Origin of the sequence: Curtobacterium sp. MCBD17_008 (assembly GCF_003234475.1) — a bacterium.
Taxonomy (GTDB): domain Bacteria; phylum Actinomycetota; class Actinomycetes; order Actinomycetales; family Microbacteriaceae; genus Curtobacterium.
Genome location: NZ_QKTK01000008.1, coordinates 74,449 through 87,698 on the forward strand (window position 1 = coordinate 74,449; position 13,250 = coordinate 87,698).

Below are 13,250 nucleotides of genomic sequence, written 5' to 3' on the forward strand. Positions count from 1 at the left end.
CCGACCGCGTCCGCCTAGGCTCGGTCCGTGTTCGAACTCCACCACCTGTCCGCGCAGGAACTCTGGGACTGGATCCGCCGCGGCGACGCCACCGCCCGCGAGGTCACCGACCACTACCTCGCCCGGATCGACCGGCTCGACGCGGAGCTCGGCGCGTTCGTCACCGTCACCGCCGATGCTGCACGTGCCCGAGCCGACCACCTCGGCGACCTGGTGCCGACGTCGCGACCGCTGTGGGGCCTCCCGTCCGGGGACAAGGACCTGACGGACCGTCGCGGCGTCCCCACCCGGTCGGGCACCGCCGCCCTGCCGGGAGACCCGGCGGAGGCCGACCACCCGCTCGTCACCGCGCTCGACGACGCCGGGGCGATCAGCCTCGGCAAGACGGCCACGCCCGAGTTCGGGATGTCGTCCTCGTCGGAGACGCGGTTCGGCACGACGCGGAATCCCTACGACACCACACGCGCCCCGGGTGGGTCGTCGAGCGGTGCCGCCGTCGCCGTGGCAGCCGGACTGCTGCCGGCTGCCGTCGGGTCGGACGGTGGCGGCTCGGTACGGATCCCGGCGGCGGCCACCGGCCTGGTGGGGCTCAAGCCGAGTCGCGGCCGGGTGCCGTCGATGCCCGGACGCGCCGGGCTGGGCGGACTGGCCGTCGCCGGACCGCTCACCCGGACGGTCGCCGACGCGGGGATGCTGCTCGACGCGCTCGTGGCACCGACCGGGCTGCCGGAGCGCCAGCCGTACGCACTCGTGACGCCCGACGTCGGCGACGGCCCCTTCACCGCGGCCGCTGTCCGGGGCGAGGGCCGCTTCGTCGTGGGCCTGCTCGAGGGCTCGCCGTGGGACGACTCCGTCGACGTGGTCGTCGACCCGGCCGCGCGCGAGGCGGTCGACACGGCCGTGCGGGTCCTCGGCGAGGTCGGGCACGGGGTCGAGGACGTGGCGATGCCGCGCGCGCCGTACGCCGAGCCGTTCCGGGTCGCCTGGGAGTCCTCCGGTGCCGGGATCGCCCGGATCCCGGGCATCGACCTGCGAGCACTGACGCCCCTCGTCGCCTGGCTGGTGGAGCGCGGGCGGGCGCTGACGAGCACGCAGGTCCTCGATGCGATGGCCGGGCTCGACGCGTTCTCGATCGCCCTGGTCCGGGCGTTCGACCGGTTCGACGCGGTCCTCACGCCGACCCTCGCGATGACCCCGCGGCCCCTCGGCTGGTACGGCGACGACCCGGAGGCGGACTTCCGTCGCCAGTGTGCGTACTCGCCGTGGACCTCGATGGCGAACGTGTCGGGTCTGCCCGCGATCACGTTGCCCGTCGGGATCACGGCCGAGGGACACCCGGACGGCGCGGGCCTGCCGATGGGCGTGCAGCTGATCGGGCGCCCGGGTGGCGAGCGGGTGCTGTTGGCGATCGGGGCGCAGCTCGAACGGCGGCTGCGCTGGCAGCGGAGGCACCCGGCCGGCTGGTAGCGCCGTCGACGCCCCTGCGCCGAGCGCCGAGTGCCCTGCGCCGCCCGTCGCGGTCCCACGACTCGCCGCTCGCGCACCGTCCAGGTTCCACGATCGTCACATCTGGCGGCCCGAGATGCCGCGGTTCTGGAACCCGGGGGAGGAGCGCGCCGCTACGGCAGCGTCGGTGCCGCCGCGACCAGCGCCCGCGTGACCTCGTGGGCAGGAGCGTCGAGCAGGGACACCGGCCCGTGCTCGACGATGCGCCCGGCGCTCATCACGGCGACGGTGTCGCACAGCCGCTGGACGACGCCGATGTCGTGCGAGACGAGCACGAGCGTCGCGCCGAGGTCGTCGACGAACGAGCGGAACAGGTCGATCACCCGCGCCCGGACCACCACGTCGAGGGCGCTCATCGGTTCGTCCCCGAACAGGATCCGCGGACGGTGCACCACCGCCCGCGCGATCGCGATGCGCTGCCGCTGCCCGCCGGAGAACTCGTGCGGGTACCGGTCCGCGGCATCGGCGGGCAGGTCGACCCGTTCGAGCACGGCGGCGACCATCGCCCGGTGGTCGCCCTCGATCCGCAGCGCCCGGAGGGGCTCGGCGACGACGGCCCCGACGCGCATCCGTGGGTCGAGCGAGGCGACCGGGTCCTGGAGGACGATGCCGGTCTCCCGCCGGTACCACCTGCCGGCGGCGGCCGATGCGCGGGCGTCCACGGGTCGGCCGGAGGCGTGCACGGTGCCGGTGGAGGGGGCCTCCAGTCCGGCCAGCAGACGGACGAGGGTCGACTTGCCGGACCCGGACTCACCGACGATGCCGAGCCGGGAACCGGCCGCGACGGTGAGGTCGACGCCGTCGACGGCGGTGCGGAGCGGGCCGGGTTCGAACGGTCCACGGCGGGGGAGTCGGTAGGTGCGGTGCAGATCGGCGGCGGCGAGTGCCGGTGCGCCTGCAGCGGTCGGTGCGGGGAGGTCGGTCACGGGGTCCTCCTGGCGGTGGCGCGGGCCGCGTCGACGAGCGCCGCGGTGGCGGGGTGACGGGGCGCGGCGAGCAGGTCGGCGACCCGGCCCTGCTCGACGACACGTCCGGCCTCCAGCACGACCGCGGTGTCGGCGATCCGGGACAGCACCGCCAGGTCGTGCGTCACGAAGAGCATGCCGGCCCCCCTGGAGGCGGTGAGCGACTCGAAGAGGTCGAGGATCCGGGCCTGCGTGGTGACGTCCAGGGCGGTGGTCGGCTCGTCGGCGACCAGGAGGTCCGGTTCCCCCGCCATCGCCATCGCGATGCAGACGCGCTGCCGTTGGCCGCCGGACAGCTGGTGCGGGTACTGGCGGAGGAGCAGCTCGGGGTCAGGCAGGCCGACGTCGCGCGCGAGGCCGACGGCGGCCTCGGCGGCCGCCCGGCGGTCGAGCCCGCGGTGCAGGCGCAGCGGTTCGGCGATCTGCTTCCCCACCCGGCGGAGCGGGTCGAGTGCGGTGCCGGGCTCCTGGAACACCATGCCGATCGCGGCGCCGCGGGTCCGCGCGCGCTCGCGGTCCGGCAGCCCGACGAGCTCACGCCCGTCCAGACGGATGCTGCCGGTGACGGCCGCACCCGCCGGTTCCAGACCCATCAGCGCGAGCGCCGTCATGGACTTGCCGGACCCGGACGCCCCGATCACGCCGACGCGACGGCCGGGAGGCACGGCGAACGTCACGTCGTCGAGCACCGTCCGGTCGGCGATCCGGACCGTCAGGCCGCGGACGTCCAGACCACGCGAGGTGGGGGCGTCGGCGGTCATGCGACGCCCTCCGACCCGGTGACGCCCGGGACCCCGTCAGCAGGGCGGGCACCGCGGTCGTCGCCGTCCCGTCGGCCGGTGCCGAGCCGGGGGTCGGTCGCGTCGCGGACGGCGTCACCGAGGAGGGAGAGCGCCGCGACGACGACCGCGATCGCGGCACCCGGCCAGGTCGCACTCCAGGGGTGGACACCGATGTAGGTCTGCAGGTCGGACAGCAACCGTCCCCACGAGGCCGTGCCCGCATCGGCGCCGTACCCCAGGTAGGACAGGCCGGCCTCGGCGAGGACCGCCGTCGCCATCGCGAGGGAGAGCTGCACGGTGAACAGGGGTGCGGCGTTCGGGACGAGGTGCCGGAAGAGCACGCCGGCGGGACCGACGCCGGAGGCCCGCGCTGCGACGACGTAGTCGCTCCGGGCGATGCGGCGGATCTCCCCGCGGGCGACGCGGGCGATCGTCACACCGGAGGCGAGTCCGACGGACACGACGACGACGCCGAGGGAGCCGCCGTACACCGCGGTGAGGAGCATCGCCGTGAGCAGGGTGGGGAAGGCGACGAGCACGTCGAGCAGCACGGCCGTCCCCTCGCGGACCCAGCGCGCGGTGAGCGACCCGATCGCGGTGAGGACGACGCCGACGACGCTCGCGATGACGCCGGAGCCGACCGCGACGACGAGCGTGGTGCGGGTCCCGGCGAGCAGGTAGCTGGCGATGTCGCGGCCGACGGCGTCGGTGCCGAACCAGTGCGCGGCACTCGGTCGACCCCACTGCGCCGCGGGGTCGGTGCGGAACGGGTCCTGCGGTGTCCAGACGAGCGACACGGCTGCGAGGACGACGAGCAGCCCGAGGACGACCAGGGCGAAGAGCCCGGTCGGGGTGCGGAGCAGACGACGGAGCACGGTCACGAGGCGGCCTCCCGCTGCCGGGGGTCGAGCGCACGGTGGAGCACGTCGACGGCGAACCCGACGAGCAGCACGAGACCGGTGAGGACGAGGAGTTCGGACTGCACCTTCGTGATGTCCCGCCGGCCGACGTCGGTGACGAGCATCCGGCCGACGCCCGGGAGCGAGAAGACCTGTTCGACGACGACCGCTCCGACGAGCAGCCCGGCGATCTGCACCCCGAGGACGGCGAGCACGGTCAGGGCGACGCTGGGCAGGCCGTGCCGGAGCAGAGCGCGGGTCTTCGTGAGCCCGACCGCTGCGGCGGTCCGGACGTGGTCGGCGTCGAGGACGGACAGCGTCGCCGAGCGGGTGAAGCGCAGGATGACGGCGCCCTCGACCGCACCGATCGTCAGCGCGGGGAGGACGAGCGCGGCGAACGCCCGGCCCGGCGTCCGCCAGCCGTCGAGCGGGAAGCCCTGCACCGGCAGCCAGTGCAGCGTCACGGCGAACAGCGCGACCAGGAGCAGCCCGGCCCAGACCACCGGGACCGCCGCGACGGCCTGTGCGGCGAACGAGATCACCGCCCCACCCGGACGGCGGCGGAGGACCGCGGCGAGGACCCCGAGCGGGACGCCGACCACGAGGGCGGCGACCAGGGACATGCCGGCCAGCGGCAGCGTGACCGCGAGCTTCTCCGCGATCTCCGGTGCGACCGGCCCGCGGGTCACGAGCGAGTTCCCGAGGTCGCCGTGGAACAGCCCGCCGATCCAGTCGAGGTACTGCAGGACGACCGGACGGCCGAGCCCGAGCTGCTCCCGGAGCGCTGCGACCTGCGCGGGCGTGGCCTCGGCCCCGGCGACGACCTGTGCGACGTCCCCGGGGAGCACGCGCAGCGTCGCGAAGACGATCAGGCTCGCCACGAGCAGGCCGACGGCGAGCAGGAGCACCCGCCCGACGAGGAATCGGGTCACGGTGCGATGCTACGAGACCGCGAGGTCCGCCAGGTCCAGCCGGGTCGTGGTGCTGTCGAACGGGAAGCCCGAGACGCCGTCACGGACCGCGGTCGTCGTCGTCGCGGTGTACAGCCACTCGGCAGCGGCGTCCTCGCTGACGATCCGGGCGGCCTGTCGCAGCGCCTGGACCTTCTCGTCCTGGTCGGTGGTGGCGAGGGCCGCGGCGTACAGCCGTTGCACCTGTGCGTTGTCGTAGCCGAAGTAGTAGTCCGGGTCCGCCCAGTTGCCGAAGTCCCGTGCCTCGGTGTGGTTGACCATGCTGAGGTCGAAGTCCTTCTTCGTGAACACCGTGTCGAGCCAGGTGGCGAAGTCCACGCGCCGCACCTTCAGCGTGATGCCGACGTCGGCGAGCTGCGAGGTCAGGACGTCGCCGATGGCCGTCGGGTAGACGTTCGCGTACGTGAGGGTGAGCGTTGGCTTCGTGACGCCGGCCTGCCGCAGGAGCTTCCGCGCCGACGCGGGGTCGTACGCGTCGACGTCGGTCAGGTCCTGGTAGCCGGGGTCGAGCGCCGGGATGGGGCCGCCCTGCTCGACGCCGCCGCCGCCGATGGCCGTGATGACCGCCTTGGGGTCGATCGCCTGCCGGATCGCCTTGCGCACGCGGACGTCGTCGAAGGGCGCCTTCCGGTCGTTGAAGGCGAGCGTGTACTTGTCGGTGGTCTTGCCGGTGTGCAGGGTGATGCCGGAGGTGCCCTCCAGCTGCCCCTTCAGCGTGCCGTCCACCGCGGTCTGGACGTCGAGGTCCCCACCGGCCATCGCGTTGACGGCCGTGGACGGGTCGGTGATGTACCGGAAGACGACCGTGCCGACCTTCGCCTTCGGACCCCAGTAGTCCGGGTTCCGCTTGAAGGTGAGCGAGTCGCCCTGCTTCCAGTTCGCGACCTCGAACGGCCCGGTGCCGTTCGCGGTCTTCGTCCGGTCGCCGTCCGCGCCCTGCTCGAGCACGAGCCCGGCGCGTCCGGTCAGGTTCCACAGGAGTTCGGAGTCGGGCCGGGTGAGCCGGAGCTGCACCTGGTCGTCGCCGGTCGCCGTCACGGTGTCGACCGAGGCGAGGTCGTCCGCGTCGACGTAGGAGTCGTTCGCCTTGACGTCCTCGAGCGAGGACACGACGTCGTCCGCCGTGAGCGGCTCGCCGTCCTGGAAGGTGACGCCCTCGCGGAGCGTGAACGTGTACGTCAGGCCGTCGTCCGAGACCTCGTGCGAGGACGCCAGCACGTCGCGGATCCCGCCGTCGGCGGTCCGGCCGACGAGCCCCTGGTAGACGTTGTCGATGAGGACCTGGTCGAGCGCGTTGCCGGACTGGGTGCGGATGTCGAGGCTCGTCGGTTCGAGCACCAGGCCGACCCGGACCGTCGCGTCGGGACCGCCACGGGTCTCGTCGGGGCCGCCGGAGCAGCCGGCCAGGGCGACCGAGGTCGCGACGACGAGTGCTGTCGCGGCGAGTGCGGTGCGGTGGAGCGGACGCATGCTGGGTTCCTTCCCGGAGCCGGGCCACGCAGGGTCCGGAACGAGGGCGGCGCGACGACGGTCGTCAGCGGCGCTCGGACGAGGCTACCGGGATGCGTCGCACCGGCGGTGTCAGGGCTCCGACGAAGTCGAGGGGGGTTCTTCGACGCCGTCCGACAAACGATGCGTGGTCGCCCAGGACCGGATGGCAGCGGCGAGGGGCAGCGGCGCCTGCGTCTGCACCGCGTGCCGGGACGCGACCGTGACGATCGTGGCATCCGGGAGTCGTTCGGCGAAGGACTGGTGCAGCTTGGGGGAGACGTACCCGCGGTCCCCGCGCACGAGCAGCAGCGGTACGTCCAGCTGCTCCAGGTCCGGCCAGGCGTCGGCGAAGCGCCCGACCGAGGCCGACCGTCCGACGCCGAGGTGCGGGAAGTGGTGGCGTCGCACCAGCCGACCGTCGGCACCGAGCCGCGTGGTGTGCCGGGCTTCGCGGAGCAGCGTGGGTCGGTCGTCGCCGACGCGGGCCGCGATCGCCCGGTCGACGACCTCGTCGAGGTCCGAGAACGGTTCCTCGGCCTCCAGTGCACGGGCGATCCGGTCGACGGCGCGCTGCGCGAAGTCCGGCGACATGTCGACCAGCACGAGACCGGTGACCCGCTCCGGAGCGAGCGCGGCGAGGCGGGCGGACAGGATCGCGCCGAGGGAGTGCCCGACGACGATGCCCGGCGGGACGTCCAGTGCGTCGAGCGCGGCGAGGACGGTGGGGGCCGTGGTGGTGGCGGCGTAGTCGGCGTCCGCACGCCACGCGGACCGCCCGTGCCCGGGCAGGTCGAGCGCGACGGCCGGCTCGTCGACGGCGATCGCGGTCTGGTCGAAGCTGTGCGCGTCGATGCCGAGCCCGTGCAGGTAGGTGATCCGGGCCTCCCGAGCGGGGACCGGCGGACCGGTGCGCGACCAACGGATCGCCGACACGTCACCACCGGGGACGGTCGGCACCACCTGCCGGGAGGCGCGGAGCGGCTCCGTCACGCCGCTCGCGGCGGCCAGGGCGGGGACGTCGGAGAACTCGTCATCGTGCACGGACACCGTCCCAGTGTCGCAGCCGACGCGGGCTGCGACATGACCCGTCCTTCTCTCCTTAGGTAAGGCATGCCATACTCGATGTGTGGCTGCCCGGTACCGCGTCTTCTCCGTCCGCGTGGCGGCCGTCACCTCGCTCACCCCGCACTTCGTCCGCGTGACGCTGACCGGTGCCGAACTCGCGGAGTTCTCCGCCGTCGGGCTGGACCAACGCATCAAGGTGCTCCTGCCGCTCGACGGCCACGGGTTCTCCGACCTGCCGGAGGGCGAGGACTGGTTCGCGGCGTGGCGCGCGCTGCCGGACGCCACCCGGAACCCGATCCGCACGTACACCGTCCGCTCCTTCCGTCCGGACGCGCACGAGCTCGACATCGACTTCGTCGCCCACGGGGACGGCGGGCCGGCCTCGCGCTGGGTGTCCGCGTGCCGTGTCGGCGACGAACTGCGGATCGTCGGCCCCCGCGTGCCGGAGTCGCCCGAGGACCTGCCGTCCGGCGCGGCGGAGTTCGCGCCCGGGTCGGCGAACCGGATCCTCCTCGCGGGCGACGAGACGGCCGCTCCCGCGATCTGCGCGATCCTCGAGGCCCTCGACGTCTCGGCCGTCGGACACGTGTTCATCGAGGTCCCGACCGACGCCGACCGCCTGCCCGTCTCCGCGCCCGCCGGCGTCGAGGTGCGGTGGATCGCCCGCAACGGCGCGTCGCACGGCGTCCGCATGACCGACCACGTGCAAGCCTGGGCATCGACGGTCGCGGTGCCGGCGCCCGTCCTCACCGATGGGCGCGCGGCGGTGCCGGTGGAACTCGCGGACGTCGACGTGGACCACCAGGTGCTCTGGGACGTCCCGCGCGAGGACGACGACCTGCCCGTCTACGCCTGGATCGCGGGGGAGGCCGGCTGCGTCAAGGAACTCCGACGCCACCTCGTGCGCGGCGTCGGCCTGGACCGCAAGCAGGTCGCGTTCATGGGGTACTGGCGCCACGGCAAGGCGGAGTGTTGACCCCTGCCAGCGTCCTCACCCCCGAGGCGCCCGTCACCGCACTCGGCGCCCGCGGGTTGCGGCTCGGCTACGACGACCGCGTGGTCGTCGACGGGCTCGACGTCGACGTGCCGGACGGTGAGCTCACCGTCATCGTGGGTCCGAACGCCTGCGGGAAGTCGACGCTCCTCAAGGCGCTGGCGCGGACGCTCAAGCCCACCGCCGGGACGGTCTACCTGGACGGCCGTCCGATCACGTCGTACCGCCCGAAGGCCGTGGCCCGGCGCGTCGCGATGCTGCCGCAGACGCCGATCGCCCCGGACGGCATCAGCGTGCGCGACCTCGTGTCCCGAGGACGCTTCCCGCACCAGGACCTGCTGCACCCCTCGAGCGGCACCGACCGCCAGGTCGTGCAGGCCGCCCTGGCGCAGACGGACATCGTGGGCCTCGCCGACCGCGGCGTCGACGAGCTGTCCGGCGGCCAGCGGCAGCGCGTCTGGATCGCGATGGTGCTCGCGCAGGAGACCGACATCGTGCTGCTCGACGAACCCACCACGTTCCTCGACATCGCGCACCAGTACGACGTGCTCGAACTCGCCTCGACGCTGCACGCGGCCGGTCGCACGGTCGTGGCGGTCCTGCACGACCTCAACCAGGCTGCGCGGTACGCGACGCACATGATCGCGATGCGGGACGGGGTGATCGTGGCACAGGGGCCGCCGGCGACGGTCGTGACCGCGGAGCTCGTCGAGGACGTCTTCGGCCTGCCGTGCGTGGTCGTGTCGGACCCGGAGACCGGCACGCCGCTCGTCGTGCCGCGTCGCGCGCGCTGACGGGCCTGCTGCGCGCTGCACGGTCCGGGTCCGGCGCGGTCCGGCGCGGTCCGGGGCCGCACAACGGAAACCGGCTCGAACCACGGGAGTCCGTGGTTCGAGCCGGTTTCCGTTGCGCGTGACCGGCGGACGCCGCGGCCGACGCCGAGCCGGGCGCGGGCCGGCGCTCGGCGCGGAGCGCTCGGCGCTCGGCGCTCGGCGCTCAGCGGTAGCCGCCGTCCTCGAGTCCGGCCTCGACCTCGAAGCGGTTGTGCAGCGGGTCGCGCCCCGCCAGCGCGTACAGCAGCGGCATGAGCATGCCGTACCGCCGCCACTGGTCGACGTGCACCCGCTCGTGCCGCAGGACCCGGTCGCCGTCGTTGTCCCGGGTGAGGTAGACCGAGCCGACGCAGGTCCCGCCACGCCGGAAGACCCAGCGGGGCAGGCCCCGACAGACGACGGGCCCGTCGACGACCCGCACGGGCCCCGTCGACAGCGTCAGGCCGATCGCGAGGCCGACGGCCGTCGCGAACGCCCACCCGGCGCGGGACACCGGCGAGTCGACGAGCGGGTTCAGCACCGGCTACTCGGGGCGGCCGTACGTCTCGAGCAGGCGGAGCCAGATCTCGTTCATCGTCGGGTAGGCGGGGACGGCGTGCCAGAGCCGGTCCACGGGGACCTCGCCGACCACGGCGACCGTCGCGGCCTGCAGCATCTCGGCGACGTCCTGCCCGACGAAGGTCACGCCGACGACGACCCCGCGGGACTCGTCGACGACCATCTTGGCGCGCCCCGTGTAGCCGTCGGCCTGCAGTGCCGAGCCGGCGACGGCGCCGAGGTCGTACTCGACCGCACGGACGTCGATGCCCTGCTGCCGGGCCTGCTCCTCGGTGAGGCCGACGCTCGCGACCTCGGGGTCGGTGAAGGTCACCTGGGGGACCGCGGCGTGGTCGGCCGTGGCGACGTGGGCGCCCCACGGTTCCGCGTGCACGGGCTTCCCCTGGAGGCGGGCGGCGATCGCCTCGCCGGCGGCGCGGGCCTGGTACTTGCCCTGGTGGGTGAGGAGGGCGCGGTGGTTCACGTCACCGACGCCGTAGAGCCAGTCGGTGCCGGTGACGAGCATGGTGTCGTCGACCTCGAGCCACTCGCCCGGGGTGAGTCCGACGGCCTCGAGCCCGAGGTTGCCGGTGCCCGGGGCGCGGCCCGTCGCGGCGAGGACCTCGCTCGTGACGAGCGTCGTGCCGTCGTCGAAGGTCGTCGTGACGAGGCCGTGCTCGTCGCGGTCCACGCGCGTCGGGTTGACGCCGGTGCGGACGTCGATGCCGGCCTCGCGCATGGCGTCGCCGACGAGTTCACCGGCGAACGGTTCCATCCCGCCGAGCAGGCCGTGGCGGGCGACGAGTGTCACCTTCGCGCCGAGGGCCGCCCACGCGGTGGCGAGCTCGGACCCGGCGACGCCGCCGCCGATGACGAGCAGGCTCTCCGGGACCTCCTGTGCACTCGTGCCCTCGCGCGTGCCCCAGGGCTTCGCCGCTTCGAGTCCGGGGACCGGCGGCAGCGTGTGCAGCGAGCCGGTCGCGACGGCGACGGCCCCGGCCGTGTACGAGGTCCCGTCGACCTCGATGGTCTTCGCGCCGGTGAACTTCGCGTACCCGCGGATCAGCGCGATGTCGGACGACTCGAGCCACTGCACCTGCGACGCGTCGTCCCAGTTGCTCGTGAACGAGTTGCGACGGGCCAGGACGGCGGCAGCGTCGACGGTGCCGGTGACGGCTTCCTCCGCTCCGCCGAGGCGCTTGGCCGCGGCGACCGCGTGGCTGCTGCGCAGGAGGGCCTTGGACGGCATGCAGGCCCAGTACGAGCACTCACCGCCCACGAGCTCGGCTTCGACGACCGCGACCGACAGGCCGCGCTTGTGGGCGTAGTCCGCCACGTTCTCGCCGACAGCGCCGGCTCCGATCACGATGAGGTCGTAGTCCGTCATGGGGCCGAGCGTAGCCGCCCGGGGTGGGGTCCCGGCCGGGAGCGCTGCGCTGTGTGGAGCGTCCGGTGTGGACGGGCGGGTCAGGAGGCCCGTGCTGCGGTGGAGAGTGCGCCGACGATCCGGAGGATCACGCCGAGGTCGTCGACGGCCCGCTCCGGGTCGACGGGTGCGAAGCCGGTGAGTGCGGCGCCGACGAGCCGTCGGCCGGCGGTGGCCGCCTGGACGAGGGCGACCAGTGCGGCGCCGTCGAGTCCGAACGGCACGGGTTCCAGCAGGCCGTCGACCTCGGAGGGGTCGAGCACGTCGAGGTCGACGTGGACGAAGACCCCGGTGGCCCCGGTCCGCTCGACGGCGGCTGCGAGCGCGTCGGGCGTGGCCGCGTCCACGTCGAGGTGTGCGACGCCGGCGCGCTCGAGGGCGGCCGCCTCGGCCCCCTCGGTCCCGCGGGTGCCCGCGACGACGACGGACGCGGCGGGGACGACCGGGAGCTCCGGGAACAGGTCTGCCGGGCGGTCGACCAGCAGGCGCAGCGCGGCCGTCTCGGCGGCGACCGGCTGCGCGCGGTTCAGCGCTCGGTAGCCGCTCGAGCCGGACAACCGGACGACGGTGGTGTCGGGGCCGACGAGGACCGAGGCACCGAGGACGGTCGAGCCGTCCCCGCCGATGACGAGCACGGGTTCGCTCGCGACGGCGCACTCCTCGGCGACGGACCCGGAGACGGAGAGGACCGAGGTGTAGCGGGCGACCGCAGTGTCGAGCCGGTCGCCCGCACCGGGTGGGACGGCGATCGTGGTCGTCGCGGCTCGGGGGAGGTCCGCGGCGACGGCGGCGGCTCCGTCCGCGAGCCGCATGGCGCGAGACGACGCCGAACCCTGCCACTGACCGACCACGAGGAAGCGCATCCTGTCAGTCTGTCAGTCGGGTCCGACGTCGTCCGGAGCTGCCGGTGGTGCGCGGTGTCAGACCGCGGACGTCCCGCCGGACTTGAGGGCTGCGAGACGGGCCTCCACCTCGGCGTCGCGGCCGACGTCCTCGAGGCTCTCGAACTGCGCGTCGAGGCTCGACGCCTGCAGCTCCTGCTGGCCGATGACCTTCGCCTCTTCGCGACGGACCTTCTCCTCGAAGCGCGCGAGGTCGCTCGTCGGGTCGGTGATGTCGATCGTGCCGATGGCGTCGTTCACCTTCGACTGCGCCTCCGCGGTCTTGGCGCGGGCGACGAGGCTGTTGCGCTTGGCGCGGAGCTCCTCGAGCTTCTGCTCCATGCCGGCGAGGCCCTGCTTGAGCTTCTCGACCTGCTCGTTCTGCGTGGCGAGCGGTGCGGCGTTGTCCTTGACCTCCTGCTCGGCGGCGATCTGCTTGCCGATGGCGATCTTGGCGAGGTTGTCGAACTTGTCGGCCTCGGCCGTCTTGCCCTCGGCGCGGTACTTGTCCGCTGCGGCGGAGGCGTTGCCCGCCTTCTGGCCCCACTCTTGGGCGGCGCGGACGTCCTCCTCGTTGTCCTGCTCGAGCAGGCGGAGGTTGCCGATCGTCTGCGCGATGGCGCTCTTGGCGTCGGCGATGTTGTTCGAGTAGTCGCGGACGAGCTGGTCGAGCATCAGCTGCGGGTCCTCGGCGTCGTCGATGATCTGGTTGATGTTCGCCCGGACGAGCGAGGAGATCCGGCCGAAGATGGTCTGCTTTGCCATTGCTGTGTCCCTTTCGTGGTTGGTTGTCTAGGTGGGTCTGACCGGTCAGAAGCGGCCGCCATCGACGAGGCGAACGACGACACCACCGGGTGGCCCGGCGGCGGCATGGGCGGCGGTCGCGGCGGCCCGCAGCTC

13 protein-coding genes are annotated in these 13,250 nt (G+C 73.7%); 3 read left to right on the top strand and 10 right to left on the bottom strand.

What is annotated here, in order from left to right; genetic code table 11:
* Positions 1–27: 27 nt before the first annotated feature.
* The gene (locus tag DEI95_RS09265) at positions 28–1,467 is read left to right on the top strand and encodes an amidase (protein ID WP_111060061.1); all 1,440 of its coding nucleotides are present in this window, start codon (positions 28–30) and stop codon (positions 1,465–1,467) included.
* Positions 1,468–1,619: 152 nt separating this feature from the next.
* Here the strand turns inward: DEI95_RS09265 and DEI95_RS09270 are convergent, their stop codons facing one another.
* The 6 genes from DEI95_RS09270 to DEI95_RS09295 all read right to left on the bottom strand — a co-directional run bounded on the left by DEI95_RS09270 (position 1,620) and on the right by DEI95_RS09295 (position 7,661).
* Complete coding sequence (locus tag DEI95_RS09270; RefSeq protein WP_375342351.1) at positions 1,620–2,432, bottom strand: ABC transporter ATP-binding protein; 813 nt, start codon at positions 2,430–2,432, stop codon at positions 1,620–1,622.
* The gene (locus DEI95_RS09275) at positions 2,429–3,232 is read right to left on the bottom strand and encodes an ABC transporter ATP-binding protein (protein ID WP_110825138.1); all 804 of its coding nucleotides are present in this window, start codon (positions 3,230–3,232) and stop codon (positions 2,429–2,431) included. The genes DEI95_RS09270 and DEI95_RS09275 overlap by 4 nt, the downstream gene beginning before the upstream one ends.
* The gene (locus DEI95_RS09280; RefSeq protein ID WP_111060098.1) at positions 3,229–4,128 is read right to left on the bottom strand and encodes an ABC transporter permease; all 900 of its coding nucleotides are present in this window, start codon (positions 4,126–4,128) and stop codon (positions 3,229–3,231) included. Before DEI95_RS09280 ends, DEI95_RS09275 begins: the two co-directional genes overlap by 4 nt.
* A gap of 2 nt (positions 4,129–4,130) precedes the next feature.
* Positions 4,131–5,084: an ABC transporter permease gene (locus DEI95_RS09285; protein ID WP_111060062.1), complete on the bottom strand. Its 954-nt coding sequence runs from the start codon at positions 5,082–5,084 to the stop codon at positions 4,131–4,133.
* Between the two features lie 9 nt (positions 5,085–5,093).
* Positions 5,094–6,593 carry an ABC transporter substrate-binding protein gene (locus DEI95_RS09290; RefSeq protein WP_111060063.1) on the bottom strand — a complete coding sequence of 500 codons (1,500 nt, stop codon included), beginning with the start codon at positions 6,591–6,593 and terminating at the stop codon, positions 5,094–5,096.
* A 111-nt stretch (positions 6,594–6,704) separates the two neighbouring features.
* Positions 6,705–7,661 carry an alpha/beta fold hydrolase gene (locus DEI95_RS09295; protein WP_181436260.1) on the bottom strand — a complete coding sequence of 319 codons (957 nt, stop codon included), beginning with the start codon at positions 7,659–7,661 and terminating at the stop codon, positions 6,705–6,707.
* A gap of 79 nt (positions 7,662–7,740) precedes the next feature.
* Here DEI95_RS09295 and DEI95_RS09300 point away from each other — a divergent pair, with 79 nt between their 5' ends.
* Together DEI95_RS09300 and DEI95_RS09305 are read left to right on the top strand one after the other, a co-directional pair.
* Positions 7,741–8,655, top strand: a complete 915-nt coding sequence (locus DEI95_RS09300; RefSeq protein ID WP_110825134.1) for a siderophore-interacting protein — start codon at positions 7,741–7,743, stop codon at positions 8,653–8,655.
* Positions 8,652–9,467: an ABC transporter ATP-binding protein gene (locus DEI95_RS09305; RefSeq protein ID WP_111060065.1), complete on the top strand. Its 816-nt coding sequence runs from the start codon at positions 8,652–8,654 to the stop codon at positions 9,465–9,467. Before DEI95_RS09300 ends, DEI95_RS09305 begins: the two co-directional genes overlap by 4 nt.
* 202 nt (positions 9,468–9,669) lie before the next feature.
* Here DEI95_RS09305 and DEI95_RS09310 read toward each other — a convergent pair whose 3' ends face one another.
* The 4 genes from DEI95_RS09310 to DEI95_RS09325 all read right to left on the bottom strand — a co-directional run bounded on the left by DEI95_RS09310 (position 9,670) and on the right by DEI95_RS09325 (position 13,115).
* Entirely contained in the window at positions 9,670–10,026 is a 357-nt protein-coding gene (locus DEI95_RS09310) for a Fe-S oxidoreductase (protein WP_111060066.1), read from the bottom strand.
* A 3-nt stretch (positions 10,027–10,029) separates the two neighbouring features.
* Entirely contained in the window at positions 10,030–11,430 is a 1,401-nt protein-coding gene (locus DEI95_RS09315; RefSeq protein WP_111060067.1) for an NAD(P)/FAD-dependent oxidoreductase, read from the bottom strand.
* A gap of 80 nt (positions 11,431–11,510) precedes the next feature.
* Positions 11,511–12,332, bottom strand: a complete 822-nt coding sequence (locus tag DEI95_RS09320; protein ID WP_110825131.1) for an arginase family protein — start codon at positions 12,330–12,332, stop codon at positions 11,511–11,513.
* Between the two features lie 57 nt (positions 12,333–12,389).
* Positions 12,390–13,115 carry a PspA/IM30 family protein gene (locus DEI95_RS09325; RefSeq protein ID WP_110825130.1) on the bottom strand — a complete coding sequence of 242 codons (726 nt, stop codon included), beginning with the start codon at positions 13,113–13,115 and terminating at the stop codon, positions 12,390–12,392.
* Between the last annotated feature and the right edge of the window lie 135 nt (positions 13,116–13,250).